Raw genomic sequence first — 18,503 nt, 5'->3', positions numbered from 1 at the left:
CCAGAGAGAACAATATGAAAACAAAACAAACTAAATCAATGATTATGCCTATTTTACCATTACGTGATGTTGTTGTGTTCCCACACATGGTGATCCCTCTCTTTGTAGGACGAAATAAATCTATACGTTGCCTTGAAAGTGCAATGGAAATGGATAAGCAAGTTTTTCTTGTTACCCAAAAAAATCCATCGCAAGATGATCCAGATATTGAAGATTTATATGAAATTGGCACGATAGCAAATATTCTACAATTACTCCAATTGCCAGATGGCACAGTGAAAGTTTTAGTCGAAGGCGTAGAGCGAGCTAAAATAGTTGATATTGTTGATCAAAATGATGATGACTTTTTAATTGCTAATATTAAACCACTTAGTGAGAAAAAACGCGCTCAAGATCTCAATGAAGCGCTTGTCCGCGTTGTATTATCTAATTTTGAAGAATATTCAAAACTCAACAAAAAAATCACACAAGAAGTGGTTGATTCAATTCGTTTAATAAAAGAACCTTCACAATTATCAGATTCTATTGCGGCAACGCTATTTTTGAAAGTGGATCAGAAACAACAAATTCTAGTCACAGCTGATTTAGAAAAACGTTTCGAATTGCTTATTGCAATGATGGAAGCTGAAATCGATTTGTTGCAAGTTGAAAAAAATATTCGTCAGCGTGTTAAACAACAAATGGAAAAAGCGCAGAAAGAATATTACTTAAATGAACAAATCAAAGCTATTCATAAAGAATTAGGTGATATTGATAATAAACCTGATGAGTTTGAAGAGTTAAAAACCAAAATCACTAAAGCAAAAATGCCAAAAGAAGCCACAGAAAAAGCTATGGCTGAACTTAATAAACTTAAGATGATGCCAGCAATGTCAGCGGAGGCGACCGTGGTACGTGGTTATATTGATTGGATGTTACAAGTTCCTTGGCATAAACGAAGTAAAGTGAAAAAAGATATTGAAGCCGCTCAAAAGATTCTAGATAAGGATCATTATGGACTTGAGAGAGTCAAAGACCGAATTTTAGAGTATTTAGCTGTGCAAGGACGAGTCAATAAAGTAAAAGGTCCTATTTTATGTTTAGTTGGACCACCAGGTGTTGGTAAAACTTCGCTTGGTCAGTCAATAGCTAAAGCAACAGGGCGAGAGTATGTCCGAATGGCTTTAGGTGGTGTACGTGATGAAGCAGAAATACGTGGACATCGACGTACTTATATCGGTTCTATGCCGGGTAAATTAATTCAACGTATGGTTAAAGTTGGGGTGAAAAATCCATTATTCTTATTAGATGAGATTGATAAAATGGCATCTGATATGCGTGGAGATCCTGCTTCTGCCTTATTAGAAGTTCTTGACCCAGAGCAAAATAATGCATTTAGTGATCACTATTTGGAAGTTGACTATGATTTATCCGATGTGATGTTTGTTGCAACGGCAAATTCAATGAATATTCCTGCTCCATTACTTGATAGAATGGAAGTGATTCGACTTTCTGGTTACACAGAAGACGAAAAATTGAATATTGCTAAACAACATCTAATTGCTAAACAGATTGAAAATAATGGCTTAAAATCAAAAGAAATTGACATTGAAGATTCTGCCATTATCGGTATTATTCGTTATTATACTCGTGAAGCAGGTGTGCGAAGTTTAGAGCGTGAAATAGCCAAAATTTGTCGCAAAGTTGTTAAACAATTAGCGCTAGATAGTAAATTGAAAAAAGTGAAAGTCACGCAAGCTAATTTAGCAGAGTTCTTAGGCGTGCAACGTTTCGATTATGGAAAAACGGATAATGAAAACCGAATAGGACAAGTTATTGGACTTGCCTGGACAGAGGTCGGTGGTGATTTGTTAACTATTGAATCTGTCAGTGTTCCAGGTAAAGGAAAACTTACCTATACTGGATCATTAGGTGATGTTATGCAAGAGTCCATTCAAACTGCATTAACAGTTGTTCGTTCTCGAGCGGAGAAATTGGGTATCAATAGTGATTTTTATGAAAAACGTGATATTCATGTGCACGTGCCAGATGGTGCGACACCAAAAGATGGTCCAAGTGCAGGCATTGCTATGTGTACTTCATTAATATCAACATTAACGGGTAATCCTGTTCGTTCTGATGTTGCAATGACAGGCGAGATCACATTGCGTGGAGAAGTGTTACCAATTGGTGGTTTGAAAGAAAAGCTTCTTGCAGCACATCGTGGTGGCATTAAAACTGTGTTAATTCCAATGGATAATGTCAAAGATCTGGAAGACATCCCAGACAATGTTAAATCTGAAGTTGAAATTATACCTGTAAAATGGATTGATGATGTTATAACCGTAGCACTTCAAAATAACCCATTTGGAATGGAACCTGTTACCAATAAAGTTACTTTAAAACAACCGACTAAAAAGGCGATTAAAAAAGTAAAAGGGAATGTTGAAGTGCCAGCTCGATTAAATTAATTATCAAAATTTCAAAAAGATCAACGCATGTTGATCTTTTTTTTGCTTAACATTCTGACAATAGCCTATTTTAGTAAATATGCTATACTTGCCAAATTAATTATTGTTTTATGGAGAATCTTTAGAAATGATGGAAACAATCCGAGCAGCTGCAAACCATGTAGCTGTTAAAATTATATTCGCTATAATTATTATAAGTTTTATTTTTACCGGCGTGTTCAGTGGCGGTAATAGTGCACGTGATGAACAAATATATATAGCGAAAGTGGATGGTGAAGGGATTAGTCGAGCGCAATTTGAGGCTCAGGCTAGTGCAGAATCATCAAGAGCGATGGGTGATAGCACTTTTATTAAACAAATTCGTCGAGATGTTCTTGCTGATCAAATTAATAACTATCTCGCTTATCAATTATCTAAAGAGCTCAACCTTAATATTAGTGACGATCGTTTAAAAGAAATGATTAGCAAGCAAAAGGAATTTTTTGAAAACGGAAAGTTTAGTAATCAAAAATATTTAAATCTTCTTGCGGCAAATAACTTTACACCAGAGGCTTATGCGGAGTCTATTAGAGCAGCTGCACAGCGACAACAGCTTATCAGTTCATTAATCTATAGTGATTTTGTTGTACCAAATGATTCTGATTTTTCACAATTACTTGATCAAACAAGAACTATTTATGCCGCGCCAATCAGTTCTTCTATTGTCAAAATGGATGATGTCAATATTACGACTGAAGATGAGCAAAAATACTATGATGAGCATAAAAATTCTTTTTTTAGAAAGGAAAGAGTTAAATTTAAATACATAGCAAATTCTAAGCAAGATTATCTAAACACTATCAGTATTGATGATAAAGACATTAAAAAAGAATTTAATGATAACCTAAAGGAATATACCTATCCTGCCAAAAAATCGTTTAGTGTGATTTTTGTAAAAGACTATAATCAAGCTGAAGATATAGTCAAAGACCTATCATCGGGAACCGAATTTTCAACAGTATTGAAGAATATTAATCAGAATGAAGATGTTTCTCCTTATGGCAAAAATGGTTCACTAGGTTGGTTTGCTGATAATGATGACTTACCACAACCTTTTAAAGAGGCAAATTTACACAATATTGGTGAAGTTTCTAAACCAATACAAGTCGAAGGTGGTTATGTCATTGTCAAACTAGATGATTTACAAAAAGCTAAATCTATGGATTATGATTATGCAAAATACCAAATTAAGACCAAGCTTCAAGAAAATAAAATTCAACAACATTTTGAAAATGCTGAAGATAAAATGAAGTCAGCGCTAGTTAACCATTCTAACGATTTCGATGCGATAGCTAAAGAGGCTGGTTTAGACGTTAAAGAAACAGATTGGACTTATTATAATGATGCAAGTTCAATTGCTCGTTATCCAGAAGTACGAGATGTCATATTTAGTAGCGACATGATTGCTGATGATAAAGTGACGGGTAAAATTTCAGAAATAATACCTGTAGGACGAGATTTAGACATGTCAGATTTTATCATTCAAGTTGTCGATTATAAACCTGAAGGAATTGCTTCATTTGAAGAGGTAAAAAACGAAATACATCAAAAACTTTATGATGATATTGTTGATAGTCGTTTTAAATCAACAGTGGATGATATTGTGAAAGAGTTAAATGAAAAAGGCACATCAAAACAAGTACAATTTTCTACCAATTATACCTTGAAAAGAGATTCTAATGAACCTGATAGGAAAGTGGTTGATATGGTGTTTAATTTAGTTCCTTCTGCAACCGATAAACGTGTCTATGGGGTTGAATACATCAATAAACATGATGCTTATATCACGGTATTAACACAAGTTAAAGATGGTGAGTGGCAAGATGTTTCATCTTATTTACTGCGTTATTATTTGCAAAATACCTATAATTCTTTAGCTACGGATATGCGTTCTAAAGCAAAAATTGAAATTATGCCAAACTCAAATTTGTGATATACATCGAAAATTTGATATAGACACTGTTAAAACTAAAAGCCACTTGTGTGGCTTTTCTCATTTTTATAACAAGTTAAATCGTTTCATTAAATTAAATGAGATAGTGCTAACGCAAATTTAATTGCGTAACTATTTTAGAGGTTAATTATATGAAACGAATTTCATTATTTGGTATTTTACTATCGTCTTTTATCTTTTCATCAATCAGTTTAGCGGAACCAACGCCAATATCACCCGTTAAGCAAGAACAAAAGCAGACCATTCAAGTTAATATTAATACTGCGTCAGCGCAAGAACTGACAAAAATATTAACAGGAATTGGATTAAGTAAAGCTCAAAAAATTGTTGAATATCGTGAAAAATTTGGACCATTTGTATCGGTTGAACAACTTAAAGAAGTCTCTGGTATCGGGCAAGCCACTCTTGATAAAAACATCGGGAAAATAGCATTGTGATATTATTTTCCACCAATTCATATTGGTGGAAAATGCCTAACCCTAATAATCTACCGGATCGACATCTATATTCCAACGTACTCGTGAACTTTCTCCCCACTTTTCAATGTTGAGGATAAGTTTATCCAATATTTCTTGTAACAATTTGCGATTAGTATGTTGTAAAAGTAATTGCGACCGATGGTAGTCTGCCTTTTTGGCTTGATTTGCTGGCATCGGGCCAAGTTGCCATAAACCTAAATCACAGTTTGCTCTTAACCAGTCATGAATTTTTTGTAAAAAAATGGGAGCATAATGATTATTACGATCTGCTGCACGGATCAATACTTGATAGCTAAAAGGGGGTAACTGTGTTAATTGACGTTCGTGTAGTGTTACGCTTGCAAATTTTTGATATCCCTCATTTAATAAAATATTAAGAAGTGGGTGATCTGGATGATAGGTTTGCAAAATAACTTCGCCAGCTTTAGTTGCCCGACCTGCCCGACCAGAAACTTGAGTATAAATTTGTGCAAATCGTTCTGTTGCTCTAAAATCACTTGAAAATAGCGCTCCGTCTACATCGATAATTCCAACTAAAGTAACATCTGGAAAATGATGGCCTTTCGCTAAAATTTGAGTGCCAACTAAGATATGAGCTCCGCCTTGTTGAATATCATGTAAATAATTATTCAATGCGCCTTTTTTACTGACTGTATCGCGATCAATGCGACTAATTTTAATATCGGGGAATAAAACTTCGAGTCTTTTTTCAAGCTGTTCAGTTCCAAATCCAATTGGCACGAGGTGAGTCGATCCACATTTAGGGCATTGTTGAGGAACAGCTCGTGGTGTATCACAATGGTGACAACTCAATTTGTGCTGTTTGTGATGATAAGTATAGGGTCTGTCACAACGAGGACATTCTGCAATCCAACCACAGTCATGGCAGATCAGTAATGGTGAAAAACCCCGTCGGTTTAAAAAGAGCATGACTTGATTATTATCAGATAAGTGTTTCTGGATTTGCTCAATTAATGGCTGTGATAATCCTGCATCGAGGGTTAAACCTCGAATATCTAAAATAGACTGTTTAGCCAGCGTTGCATTACCCGCTCTTTCAGTAAGCTGGAGCAACTGATATTTATGATAGATAGCATTTTTGAGTGTTTCAAGTGAAGGCGTTGCAGAACCCAACAAAATCGGAACATTTTCAATTTTGGCTCGGATTATTGCTAAATCTCGAGCATGATAGCGCCAACCTTCTTGTTGTTTATAAGAGCTATCATGTTCTTCATCGATAATAATGATACCTAACTCTTTAAATGGTGTAAAAAGTGAAGAGCGTGTTCCAACGACAATAGCTGTTTCGCCATTACGACTTCTTAACCATACCCCCAGTCTTTCTTTGACCGTTAATCCTGAGTGTAAAATGTCAATCGGTGCATTAAAACGTTGTTTAAATCGGGTAATGGTTTGTGGTGTAAGACTGATTTCAGGTACTAATACCAATGCTTGTTTTCCCATTGATAACACGTGAGATAAAATATTTAAATAGACTTCAGTTTTGCCTGAACCGGTCACTCCCTCTAAAAGAAACACATTAAAATTATCAATCTGTTTATTGACGCTTTGTATGGCATTTGATTGCTGTGCATTGAGCTCAATTGACGTTGTATTTGTTGTATAGCAAGTTTGCCATTCATTACTTTCTGGTAAACAACGGACTTGTTCTATTAACTGTTTTTTCTGTAATGCAAGATAGACAGCTGAATTGAAGTCGGTTTCTTGTAGCGTATTATTTTTTAAGGCTAATAATAGTTGTTTTTGTTTGGTTGCACGAGGCATTGAGTCAATATTGAACTCATTACCAAGCTCAGTTAATTGCCATCTCTTAATTTCATCTTTACTTGCTGCTCGCCCTTGTCTTAATAAAATGGGTAAAGCATGGAATAACACCTCACCTATTGGGTAATGATAATAACTTGCAGCCCAATTTAATAATTGCCATATTGAATCATTAAATACGGGTGTTTCATCAACAATTGATTTTATGGATTTCAAATGATTAATATCAACATCGGTATGTTTATCGATACTAACAATAATACCAATAGCATCACGATACCCAAAAGGAACCTTGACCCGCATACCAATTTGAGCAGGCATAGTTAATTGATAATCATAAAGCTGGTGTAATGGTACAGGTAAAGCTACATGAGCGATAAGCATGAAAAATCACATCAATGGTTAAATTAAATTCGTATTGTACGTAAAATTGAATAAACTCGCAAAAGCTACGCCATGAAATCTAATTTTGATATATAAAGAATATTTATCAAAATTGAAAAGTGGTTTCAAGTTGTAAAATTTGTTATCTTGATCTTATCGGATTTTTTATGACTATAAAAGGAATAAAATATGTCAGAGATATTTTCACATATTAATCAGCGTGGTGATGCGCACATGGTTGATGTCTCAGCAAAAAAAATAACAACGCGAGAAGCAAAAGCAGAGTCAATAATTTTAATGAATGAAAAAACATTAAATATGATCTTTCAAGGAAAACATCATAAAGGTGATGTTTTCGCAACAGCCCGAATTGCCGGGATTCAAGCTGCAAAAAAGACTTGGGAACTCATTCCTTTATGTCATCCATTATTATTAACTAAAATTGAGATCAATATTCAAGCAGATATCGATAATAGTTGTATAAGAATTGAATCTTTTTGCCGATTAAATGGGCAAACCGGCGTTGAAATGGAAGCGTTAGTTGCTGCCTCGGTTGCCGCATTAACCATTTATGATATGTGTAAAGCTGTACAGAAAGATATGGTAATAACACAAGTAAGGTTGCTATCAAAAACCGGTGGAAAATCCGATGATTTTGTTGCAGAAACATAGAAATAGAAAATCATGAATAAAATTATTTTTTTTGCTCAAACCAGAGAGTTAGTTGGAACAGATACTATTGAAGTAAATGCCGAACAATGGTCTATTTCCGAACTTATTGAACAACTAAGTCAACGAGGGGATAAGTGGGCATTGGCTTTAAAAGAAAAAACAGTATTATGTGCAGTGAATCAAACATTCGCTGATGTTAACTATATTATTCAATCAGGCGATGAAATTGCATTTTTCCCGCCCGTAACGGGAGGATAAAATGGATATAATTAAAATTGACGATGAATCGATTAATACTAATGACATTATTAGCTGGCTTTCTGAATTACCACAAGATGGTGCGGTGGTAACATTTATTGGTAAAGTTCGTTGTACAGAAAAAAAAACCATTGGACTTTATTTGGAGCATTATGCGGGAATGACAGAAAAGGTATTGAGCAATATTATTGTACAAGCTCGACAACGTTGGCAATTGAGTCGAATCGCTGTCATTCATCGAGTGGGTAATATTAAAACCAATGAAAAAATTGTATTTGTGGGCGTGAGTAGTGCACATCGTTCAGATGCATTTGCGGCAGCTGAGTTTATTATGGATATATTAAAAAATGAAGCGCCATTTTGGAAAAAAGAAAATACTATTGATGGTAATAATTGGGTTGAAGCAAAAAAATCTGATGTTGATGCATTGAAAAAATGGTATTAATTACTATTTACTATATAATAGCTATGTTATGTCAATTTATTTTTAATGAGAGGTAAGGAATGGCAGGATATACTCCTAATGGTTCAATTATTGAACAATCCGGTAGCCGTGTGCAAACATATATGAGTCATGTTTATGGTTGGATGACGGTAGGTTTGCTTTTAACGGCAATGATCGCGTGGTTTGCATCAACGAATGTGCAACTTATGCGAGTATTATATAACATAATGTGGGTTCTATTGATTGCTGAGCTTGGATTAGTATTTGTTATCTCTGGTTTAATTAACCGATTATCAGGTGCAGCGGCGACAACATTATTTATGTTATATTCAGTCTTAAATGGTTGTACTTTTTCTATTTATTTCCTTGTTTATACCTCATCTTCAATAGCAAGCGTCTTCTTTATCACTGCGGGTATGTTTGGTGCACTTGCATTTTATGGGTATACGACAAAACGTGATTTATCCGGTTTTGGGCGTTTCCTATTTATGGGATTAGTTGGTATTATTATCGCTTCGATCGTAAATATATTTTTACAAAGTGAACCATTAATGTGGGCAGTAACCTATATTGGTGTTTTTGTTTTTGCAGGGTTAACAGCGTATGACACTCAAAAATTAAAAGAATTAGGCGAAAACATATCACAAGATGACCCAAATATGTTTAGACGTTATGTTATTCTTGGAGCATTAACGCTTTATCTTGATTTTATCAACTTGTTTATTTTGTTGTTAAGAATTTTTGCTGATCGTCGATAGTTTCAAATTTATTCATATAGTAAGGGCTCTTTTGAGCCCTTATTGCTCTCGTTGTAATCCAACTTTTAAGCATCAACTTTTCTGTAAATGGAATTTTAATTATATCTTACTGTATTATCTAATTGATATATGGCTGAATATTTTTAAAAGTAATCAATTATTATGAAAAAATTATATACATTTATTTTAATCAATACCTTTATCTCATCCATAATTGCAATCAGATACTTTTTGATACCAGGAATCACGTTTTCATGGCAAAGTGGTTTTTTTTCATTTTTTGCCGTGCTAGGGCATTTTTTTTCATTATATCTTCTGATTTTTTTGATTCTCGTTTCTTTAATTTGGTTAAAAAAATGTTATTTTAATACTATTGCTGCTTTGTTGGTTAGTTTAACGCAGATAGTATTATTTTGTGATACGATTGTTTTTCAACAATATCGCTTTCATATTAATCAATCAGTTCTTTCATTAGTCTTTTCTGGACAAGTGGTAGACTTTTCAACTATTACTTATATTGTAATGTTAGCACTTGCCACTTTAGTATTTTGTATCGAATTACTTATTCTGTGTTTTTTAGATAAAAAGATGACTAAATCAAAAGATCATCGAAAGAAGACACGAATGATTGTTATAGCCACAATTATGTTATTGGGTGCTGCGTTAATTAGTCATGTAATCCATATGGTGGCTTTTTATTATGCTTATTCACCCATTATGGTAGTTAAAGAGTATCTTCCTCTTTATCGTCCCTTTACTTCAAAAAAAATCATGGGTTTTTTTGATAAAGCAGGGGAGCGTAAAGTGATTAATCAGTACACCAAATCAAGTGCAAATATCTATTATCCTAAAAATAGTTTAGTGATTGATCCTGAAAATAAAGAAAAAATGAATATTATGTTTATTGTCTTAGATTCATGGCGTTACGATACTTTCAATGAAGATAATTCACCCAATACCTATCGATTTGTTAAACAAAATAATGGTGTCATTTTTGATAATCATTATTCAACAGGTAATGCAACCCGTACTGGAATTTTCGGATTATTTTATGGTATCCCTGGTACTTATTGGGATGCATTTTTGCGTAATAGTATTCCTTCACTTTTTATTACTACTTTACAGCAACAAAATTATAATATTGGTATTTTTACCTCTGCTAAAGTTTCGTCTCCTGAATTTGACCGCACAGCATTTGTAACCATTAAAAATTTGAGAATTAGCAGTCCAAATGGTACGCCTTCATATCGTGATAAACAGATGACCAATGATTGGCTAGCTTGGTATCAAAATCGGGATACCTCTAAACCGACTTTTTCGTTTTTATTTTATGATGCTCCTCATGGTTATGATTTTCCGAATGACTTTGAAGTAAAGTATAAACCCGTAGGCGATATAAATTATATCACCTTGAATAATAATACTAACCCACTGCCAATTCTTAATCGTTATAAACAGAGTGTCTATTATGATGATTATTTGATGCAAAATATTTATGATGAACTAAAAAAATCGGGAACACTCAATAATACGTTAATAATTATTACGGGTGATCATTCTCAAGAAATCAATGATAATGGACTAGGGTTCTGGGGGCATAATGGGAATTATACCGATGCACAAACTAAGGTGCCTTTTATTATCATTGGAGCGAAAGATCTAAAAATTCTTCAGGAAAATAGTCAACGTTTGACAAGTCATGAAGATGTTGTACCTTCGTTAATGAAACATTATTTACATGTTCAAAATGACATATCTGATTATTCAACCGGGTATGATTTATTTAGTCCAATCACAGATAGAAATTGGTTGTTAATGTCAAATTACAGTTCTTATGCGGTACGAACGTTGGATAATATCTATTTTGTTAATCGAATGGGTATTAGCCATTATATGGATTCACGAAATCATGAAGTTGATCAAACGCCAAACTATCAATACATTCAAGATGCGATGAATAACATGCGATACTTTTATCAGGAAGGTAATAAATAAAATTATGCCACCAAAATTTTGGTGGCATAAGACGATGTTATTTAACATCAGCACAATTCAGACAATAAATATAGCGATTTTGTTTATCGGTAAATTTATCCCATAAAGAGACTTGTTCACGAATTTGTTTTACTTCAGGAAGTTTTTCAAATAAAACTTCCGCCGTTGATTTTGGTAACATAGCAATCATATCTGAATAAAAGGCGCTAAACCAGTTGACTTCCGGTTTTTGCCAATCAATTCGATAGTCAGTTAAATTAGCTAACGTTGCGGCGATTTCAATGGCATCATCAAAATCACCTAGTTTATCTACTAACCCATTTTTAAAGGCTTCTTCACCTAGCCAAACTTGGCCTTGACCAATTTTATCCACTGCTTCTGTGGTCATTTTACGTGATTTTGCCACCAAAGAAATGAATGTACTATAACCATTATCAATATTCATCTGTATGAGTTGATTCATCTCTTCAGGCAAGTTTTTAGCAAAGTTATTATTTGCCAATGGAGAAGTTGACACGCCATCACTATAAACCCCTATATGAGAAAGCGAGTTTTCGAAAGTTGGAATCATTCCAAAAATACCAATAGATCCAGTTATCGTATTAGGGCTAGCAACAATATAATCCGATGCCGTTGAAATCCAGTATCCTCCTGACGCAGCCATACCACCCATTGAAACCACAATAGGAATTTGATATTCATGTAATGCTTCAAGTTCGCTACGAATGGCTTCTGATGCTTCTACACCGCCACCAGGACTATTGACTCTTAACACAACAGCTTGAATGTTATTGTCGGTTAAATTTTCACGAATTGTTCTGAGTTGATCAACAATTTCTTGACTGCCGGCGATATTGCTATCATTTTCACCATCTGAAATCGTACCATTTACAAAAACTATAGAAATAAGCGGTTTAGAAACTGAATTAGTATCCTGTTTTTTATCATCTTTTAATTTGTAGTCATAAATACTGACTTCAGGTAAATCTTTACCTTTTAGAACAAATTCATAAAAATCTTGTTCAAAAAGGTAATCCGATTTTACGAAATCCACTAAACCATTTGATAACGCATACTGACTCATGCTGCCATTAGCCTCGTGCAATCTAGATAGCATGATTTCCGGACTAGGAACCAGTTGTGATGGTGCTTGTTTTCGTTGGGAAGCAATATCATTTAAATAATTATTCCACATCAATGTTAACCATCTTGTGGTATTCGCTTTTGCTTCAGCAGACATATCATTACGGATAAAAGGCTCGATAGCTGATTTGTAAGTACCAACACGGAAAACATGCGTGTTCACTTTTAAATTATCCAGTAAAGTCTTGTAGTATAGGTTATTAGCAGCAAGCCCATAGACATTAATGGCACCTTGCGGGGTAAGAGAAATTTTATCAGCATAACTTGCTAAATAATATTGGCTTTGATTAAAGTTTGTGCCTGAGGCATAAATGGGTTTATTCGCCTTTTTAAATTTAGTGAGATATTTACCTATATATTGTAGTGAACTCAAATCTGCCCCAACAAAATTATCTAATCTTAATACCATATTTTCTATATTTGGATCTGCGGCAGCTTGATCTATCTTTTGTGTTAATTCAAATAAACTGTTTTCTCGAGCAAGATTTACTCGTTTTCCATATATCTTGTTTTGTAAATGATAAATATCATCATTATAAAGTGTGCTATCAACAATAACACCTTCAAGATCTAAAACTAATGTGCCATTTTGTGGAACGTCGTCTAAACTTTGTGATTCTTTAAATAATGCAATAAAACTTGAAATGAGTAATATGGCAATCAAGAATATAATGTTAAAAAAAAGCTCTCTTAGGAAATTGATAACTTTCCATATGGATTTAATGACGGATAAAACAGACATAGTAAATGACCCTTTCATAATGATTTATCTAATTTTTTAGCTTCAATATTTCTTTTCTTAAAATACTTCTTATCTTCAAATCTTAAACAAGTTAATTTTCCACCCCAACAACATCCCGTATCAAGTGCAAAAATATTTTCCGGCGTACCTTTACCATTCAGTGCCGCCCAATGTCCAAAAACGATACTATATTCAGGCGGTATTTGGCTAGGAATTAAAAACCAGGGTTTAAGTTTGGTTGGCGCTTGCTCAGGTGGTTTTTTATAATAAAAATCAAGTCGACCATCATCATAACAAAATCGCATACGTGTTAACGCATTGGTAGCATAACGTAGACGATCAAAACCTTGTAATTCAGATGACCATTCATCCGGAAAGTTTCCATACATTTTGTCAAGAAAGAGGGGATAAGAATCACTAGATAATATTTTATTGAGATCATCAGCACATTTTTTTAATGTTTCCATATCCCACTGCGGTGAGACACCTGCATGGGTCATAATGATTTTTAACTTTTCATCAATTTGAACTAAAGGCTGTTTACGTAACCAATTCATCAATTCATCATAGTCTGGTGCATTGATCACCTCTTCAAGATTATCTTTCTTTTTAGGCGGCGTAACATTAGCATAAACTGATAACAAATGAAGATCATGATTACCTAATACCAGCCGAATTTGGCTGGTATTCGTTTTGACAAATCTTAAAACTTCTAATGATTTAGGGCCTCTTGCTACAAGATCACCTGTTAGCCATAACGTATCGGTTGAGGAAAATCCAGCTTTTTCAAGCAATCGCATAAACTCATCATAACAACCATGAATATCACCGATAAGTAAGTTTGCCATCACATCATTTCCATGCGTTGGCAAGCTGGCAATATTGCTGCACAGTTAAATTTTCAGCTCGTAGCGTTGGATCAATATCTAATTCAATGAGTTGTTCTACAGAGAACATATTGGATAAGCTATTACGAATCGTTTTACGCCTTTGATTAAAGGCTTCAGTAGTTAATCGGGAAAGTATCTTAACATCATTAACTAAGTAAGGTTTTTGCTTATAAGGGATTAATTTAACTACCGCCGAATCAACTTTAGGCGCAGGTTTAAAAGCACTCGGAGGAACTTCTAAAACGGGAATGATTTGGCAATAGTATTGTGCCATAACACTCAATCTACCATAATCTTTGCTATTCGGCGCTGCGACCAAGCGTGTAACCACCTCTTTTTGTAGCATAAAATGCATATCAGTGATGATATTTGCAAATTCAAAAAGGTGAAACATTAAAGGTGTGGAAATATTATAAGGTAAATTACCAAACACGCGTAATGGTTTACCTAATTCAGTTGCAAGTATATTAAAGTCATAATTAAGTGCATCTTGTTCGATTACGGTCAACTTGTCAGTTAATAAAGGATTTTGTTTTAGTCTTTCCGCCAAATCACGGTCAATTTCTATGACAGTAAGGTGATCGACAAGTTTACTCACGGGTATAGTTAGTGCTGCAAGACCAGGCCCAATTTCAACAAGTGCCTGATCTTTATTAGGTTGAATTGCGGCAACAATACTTTCAATAATATAATCATCATGTAAAAAGTTTTGCCCAAAACGTTTACGGGCAAAATGTCCTTGGTGAACTCGATTATTCATTATCATCTACACCTTTGATTTTGATATATGCGTCACCTTTTAACTCTTGAATCCAGATTTGAGATTCTTCAGCAAATTTACGATTAAATATAAGTCGATAAGCATGATCTTGTTTTGCTGATTCGGTTTTGTCTGCCTTTCTGGTATCTAGTAGCTGAATTAAATGCCAACCATAAGCAGATTGAACAGGCTGACTGATTTCACCTTTTTTAAGTTTAAGTAATCCATTTTTAAAGCCGGTATCATAACGTTCTGGCATACTCCAACCTAAATTACCGCCGTTATCGGCTGAACCGGGATCTTCAGAATACGCTTTCGCTGCTGCTTCAAAAGTGGTAGCACCACTCACGATTGCTTTTCGAATGTCTGTTAATTTCTGTTTAGCTATTTGGTCTGTAACAAGGACATTTGTTTTAATCAAAATATGACGAGCATCCACTTCTTGAACAGTAATTGCTTTTGGTTTTTCAGTGCGAGTATCATCAACTTTTAAAATATGTAATCCTACCCCAGAACGAATTGGTCCTATGATGCTGTCCTTAGGTGCACGAATTAAACGTTCTTCAAATATCGTTGGTAGCTCGTTGAGTTTACGCCACCCCATGTTACCGCCTTTTAAGGCAAGATCATCGTTTGAATATGAGGCAGCCAGTTTAGCAAAATTTTCGCCTTTTTTAGCTCGATTGATTACATCCCGTGCTTTTTCGGTTGCAACATCAACTTGTTGTTTAGACGCTTTCTCAGGAATAGCAATTAAAATGTGACTAATCTTTACGCTTAAATTATTCGTGAGTTGTTTGGTCAAACTTTTTGATAGATTTTCCACTTCTTTGTCAGAAATATTGATACGATGTCTAACTTCATTCATACGGGTTTGATCAATTAGCATATCGTTATGAATACGTTCACGATAAGCTGAATAACTAATTCCCATCGTTGATAACTTACTGCGTAATTGATTGACGGTCATGCCATTTTCACTTGCAATTTGAGCTATTGCTTTGGTTACTTCATCATCACTAACTGTAATTTTAGCTTTAGCTGCTTTTTGTAATATTAAGTTTTCAACAATTAAACGATCAATGATTTGTTGACGAAGTATTTTGTCATTCGGTAAATTGTTAGGATTTGTGCTTGCTTTAATGGTTTTAAGCATTTCTTGAACATCACTTTCTAAAATGACGTTATTATTTACAACAGCAGCAACCTGCTCAATAACGCGTGGCGCAGCATTTGCTGCTAAAGGATTAAGCAAACCAATACTTAAACTTAAATTTAACGCAATAATTAGTTTTAATAATTTCATATTTTTAACTCATTTTTTTGCTATAGTGTCATTGCTATAGTAATAAATTAATTGATTATGTTTTTTTGAACAATTTATTCAAACGCTGAGACATAAGGAAGTTTGCCGTAATTTAACATTTTTGCTTTTGCGTCACTTCGGCGTCCAAATCCTTGTAATTCAAAGTTTAAAGACAATTTATTTTCATATTTACTTTTATGCGTATCGATATTCCAATCAGTTAGTTTTCGTCCATATTGCACTGTCATCCCCCAACAACAGTCGCTGTAATGTAATCCAACGAACCCATCGACCATTTGTCCTTTTTTGACATCATGATAATACGATCCAACTGCTGAAACTGTTTCAGATAGTGGCCAAGTAGTCATAATACCAGTTTGAGAAATATTTTGCTTATAGTTATTATAAATCGAGTTTAAATCAACCGTATCGATGTATTTATGATTTGCATAACGGTATGATAATTGAATTAATTTATTATTCGAAGGACGATATTCAAAAATACTGTTGGCTAATGATATTGCATCAAGGCGAGTATCATATTGCACCCCACCTCTAAATACAATTTCATCTGAAATTTGCCAAAAGTTGTCTGCTGCCCAAGTTATACTACCCGTATCAGAATTTCTATCCAATTTGGTATTGTTTTCACTGGTTCTTGATTTAGTAAAATACGTGGTTTGCCCAATCGAAAAATTGAATCGTTCAACTTTATTTATATCATAGAAACGTGTTGTTATACCGGTTGAAATTTTATTAGTAGATGGAATTCGGTCTAGACCACTATAAGGTTGATCCCTAAATAATCCGATATAGTCTGATTGGAGTAAGGTCGAATCATAATTTAATATATTCGATTGTTTCTTATAAGGTATATAAATGTATTTTACACGTGGCTCTAATGTTTGGGTATAGCCTTCAATGAGGGTTGTATCTCGTTCAAAAATAATTTTACCATCAACCGATATTTTGGGTATAAATCGACTGACATTTTTATCAAGATTTTTGAAACGGTTACTATTACTTGGTAAATCTTGATTGTAATAAGTGGCCATAAAACCAGCTTCAGTTGATATCGAAGACCAAGAATTAGTTAACGTATAGTTTAATGTTGGTTCGATGTGAGTACGCCAAGTTTTAGGTTCATTTTTTCCTTTACTTACAAAATGACTGATTTGCGCATAGTTTTTAAATTTAAATGGCCCGAAATCATAATTGTAATAGGTAATATCTAACTGAGGTTGAGTTTGATAAAGATTATCTTTTAAATTAGTACGGAAAGTCTGAAAGTTTAATTGGCTTAATGTAATGTCCCAATTTTCGTCGTTATAACCCAACTGATAAAGCTGAGAAAGGTAACCCGCCGTTGATGAAACATAATCGGAATCTAAATCCGAAAGATATTGGTTATCACTGACACGTGTAGCATTAATTTTTAGTCGCCAATTGTAATTAATCAGTTCATCGTTTTTCCAATAGAATAACCAGCGTTGACGATTATCATCATAATTAATACCATTGGCTTTATTATCACGGTCTTTATTATATTGACTATCATGTTGTAGCCAATCAAAGGCAAGCGTACCAGCACCAAGTTCGTTAAGATAACGGAACTCAGTTTTTAATTGAAATCCTCTTTTTACTAGGATTCTTGGTTGAAAAGTTGCATCATAGTTAGGTGCAATATTCCAATAAATAGGTAGCGAAAAATCAACGCCATCTTTGTTATTAAAGCTAAGATTCGGCATTAATAACCCTGAACGTCGTTTATTTCCGGTAGGTAATTGTAAATAAGGTGAATATAAAACAGGTACTTTTCCCACTCGAAAAACCGCATTCCAAACTTCAAGCAATTCTTCTTTGTTGTCATGAATTACGGTTGTACCCTTGATACTCCAAGTATTGTTATCAACAGGACAAGACGTAAAACTACCATTTTTCAAGATCACATAACGATTATTCTCAAGTTTGATTTCATCGGCTTGACCACGACCAAGGCGATTTACCAAATGGTATTTACTTGATGTTATTGCAGTATCGTTATTATTAAGATTCATCGATGCATGATCGCCTTTCATTTGAATTAAATTATCTTGATAATTGATACTGCCATCGAGGGTGACGGTTTGGGTATTATTTTGTGAGTTTATTGTCACTTTATCGGCTTTTATAACCCGATTGCCTTGTTCAATTGATACATTACCCTTGTAAGTGGCTGTATTTGGATAGTTAGCTTCAAATTCGTTTGATTCAGCATTAACCGGTAATGTATTGATATTACCATTGACTAATGGTCGATCAAATCTAGGCACATTATTTAGACATTGAGCGTTATTGCTATCAGATTTTGGCAAAGCAATAGCATAACAAACATTGTTATATAAGGAAAAAACTATGGTTAATGTGATTAGTGATGGCGTTAATTTTTTCATCAATGATTAAA

At 34.1% G+C, this 18,503-nt stretch carries 14 protein-coding genes; 8 read left to right on the top strand and 6 right to left on the bottom strand.

The window, feature by feature from the left end; translation table 11 throughout:
- Window positions 1-14: 14 nt before the first annotated feature.
- The 3 genes from lon (at window position 15) to J3U36_RS02220 (ending at window position 4,880) form a co-directional block, all read left to right on the top strand.
- Window positions 15-2,450 (top strand): endopeptidase La, encoded by a 2,436-nt coding sequence (gene lon, locus J3U36_RS02230; protein ID WP_267352399.1) that lies wholly within the window; start codon window positions 15-17, stop codon window positions 2,448-2,450.
- A 127-nt stretch (window positions 2,451-2,577) separates the two neighbouring features.
- Entirely contained in the window at window positions 2,578-4,422 is a 1,845-nt protein-coding gene (locus J3U36_RS02225) for a SurA N-terminal domain-containing protein (protein ID WP_267380412.1), read from the top strand.
- Between the two features lie 152 nt (window positions 4,423-4,574).
- The gene (locus J3U36_RS02220; RefSeq protein ID WP_267352397.1) at window positions 4,575-4,880 is read left to right on the top strand and encodes a ComEA family DNA-binding protein; all 306 of its coding nucleotides are present in this window, start codon (window positions 4,575-4,577) and stop codon (window positions 4,878-4,880) included.
- A gap of 42 nt (window positions 4,881-4,922) precedes the next feature.
- On the opposite strand, the gene priA is transcribed toward J3U36_RS02220, so the two are convergent.
- Window positions 4,923-7,091 carry a primosomal protein N' gene (gene priA, locus J3U36_RS02215; protein WP_267380414.1) on the bottom strand — a complete coding sequence of 723 codons (2,169 nt, stop codon included), beginning with the start codon at window positions 7,089-7,091 and terminating at the stop codon, window positions 4,923-4,925.
- Between the two features lie 189 nt (window positions 7,092-7,280).
- Here priA and moaC point away from each other — a divergent pair, with 189 nt between their 5' ends.
- The 5 genes from moaC (at window position 7,281) to J3U36_RS02190 (ending at window position 11,219) form a co-directional block, all read left to right on the top strand.
- Window positions 7,281-7,763 (top strand): cyclic pyranopterin monophosphate synthase MoaC, encoded by a 483-nt coding sequence (gene moaC, locus J3U36_RS02210; protein WP_267380416.1) that lies wholly within the window; start codon window positions 7,281-7,283, stop codon window positions 7,761-7,763.
- Between the two features lie 12 nt (window positions 7,764-7,775).
- Window positions 7,776-8,021, top strand: a complete 246-nt coding sequence (gene moaD, locus J3U36_RS02205) for a molybdopterin synthase sulfur carrier subunit (RefSeq protein WP_220216512.1) — start codon at window positions 7,776-7,778, stop codon at window positions 8,019-8,021.
- A 1-nt stretch (window position 8,022) separates the two neighbouring features.
- The gene (gene moaE / locus J3U36_RS02200) at window positions 8,023-8,466 is read left to right on the top strand and encodes a molybdopterin synthase catalytic subunit MoaE (RefSeq protein WP_267361348.1); all 444 of its coding nucleotides are present in this window, start codon (window positions 8,023-8,025) and stop codon (window positions 8,464-8,466) included.
- Between the two features lie 59 nt (window positions 8,467-8,525).
- Window positions 8,526-9,224: a Bax inhibitor-1/YccA family protein gene (locus J3U36_RS02195; protein WP_267352392.1), complete on the top strand. Its 699-nt coding sequence runs from the start codon at window positions 8,526-8,528 to the stop codon at window positions 9,222-9,224.
- Window positions 9,225-9,386: 162 nt separating this feature from the next.
- Window positions 9,387-11,219 carry a sulfatase-like hydrolase/transferase gene (locus J3U36_RS02190; RefSeq protein WP_267380420.1) on the top strand — a complete coding sequence of 611 codons (1,833 nt, stop codon included), beginning with the start codon at window positions 9,387-9,389 and terminating at the stop codon, window positions 11,217-11,219.
- A gap of 37 nt (window positions 11,220-11,256) precedes the next feature.
- Here the strand turns inward: J3U36_RS02190 and sppA are convergent, their stop codons facing one another.
- The 5 genes from sppA to lptD all read right to left on the bottom strand — a co-directional run bounded on the left by sppA (window position 11,257) and on the right by lptD (window position 18,492).
- Window positions 11,257-13,104, bottom strand: a complete 1,848-nt coding sequence (gene sppA, locus J3U36_RS02185) for a signal peptide peptidase SppA (RefSeq protein WP_267352390.1) — start codon at window positions 13,102-13,104, stop codon at window positions 11,257-11,259.
- 14 nt (window positions 13,105-13,118) lie between these two features.
- On the bottom strand, window positions 13,119-13,952 hold the full coding sequence (apaH, locus tag J3U36_RS02180; RefSeq protein ID WP_267380423.1) for a bis(5'-nucleosyl)-tetraphosphatase (symmetrical) ApaH: 834 nt from the start codon (window positions 13,950-13,952) through the stop codon (window positions 13,119-13,121).
- A 4-nt stretch (window positions 13,953-13,956) separates the two neighbouring features.
- Window positions 13,957-14,754, bottom strand: a complete 798-nt coding sequence (rsmA, locus tag J3U36_RS02175) for a 16S rRNA (adenine(1518)-N(6)/adenine(1519)-N(6))-dimethyltransferase RsmA (RefSeq protein WP_267361358.1) — start codon at window positions 14,752-14,754, stop codon at window positions 13,957-13,959.
- Window positions 14,747-16,060 carry a peptidylprolyl isomerase SurA gene (gene surA, locus J3U36_RS02170; RefSeq protein WP_267380425.1) on the bottom strand — a complete coding sequence of 438 codons (1,314 nt, stop codon included), beginning with the start codon at window positions 16,058-16,060 and terminating at the stop codon, window positions 14,747-14,749. Before surA ends, rsmA begins: the two co-directional genes overlap by 8 nt.
- A 74-nt stretch (window positions 16,061-16,134) precedes the next feature.
- Window positions 16,135-18,492, bottom strand: coding sequence for an LPS assembly protein LptD (lptD, locus tag J3U36_RS02165; protein ID WP_267380427.1), 2,358 nt, complete (start codon window positions 18,490-18,492; stop codon window positions 16,135-16,137).
- Window positions 18,493-18,503: the final 11 nt, after the last annotated feature.

This window comes from Gilliamella sp. B3817 (genome assembly GCF_026536705.1).
Classification (GTDB): domain Bacteria; phylum Pseudomonadota; class Gammaproteobacteria; order Enterobacterales; family Orbaceae; genus Gilliamella; species Gilliamella apicola_I.
This window is presented reverse-complemented; position numbering and strand designations above follow the sequence as displayed.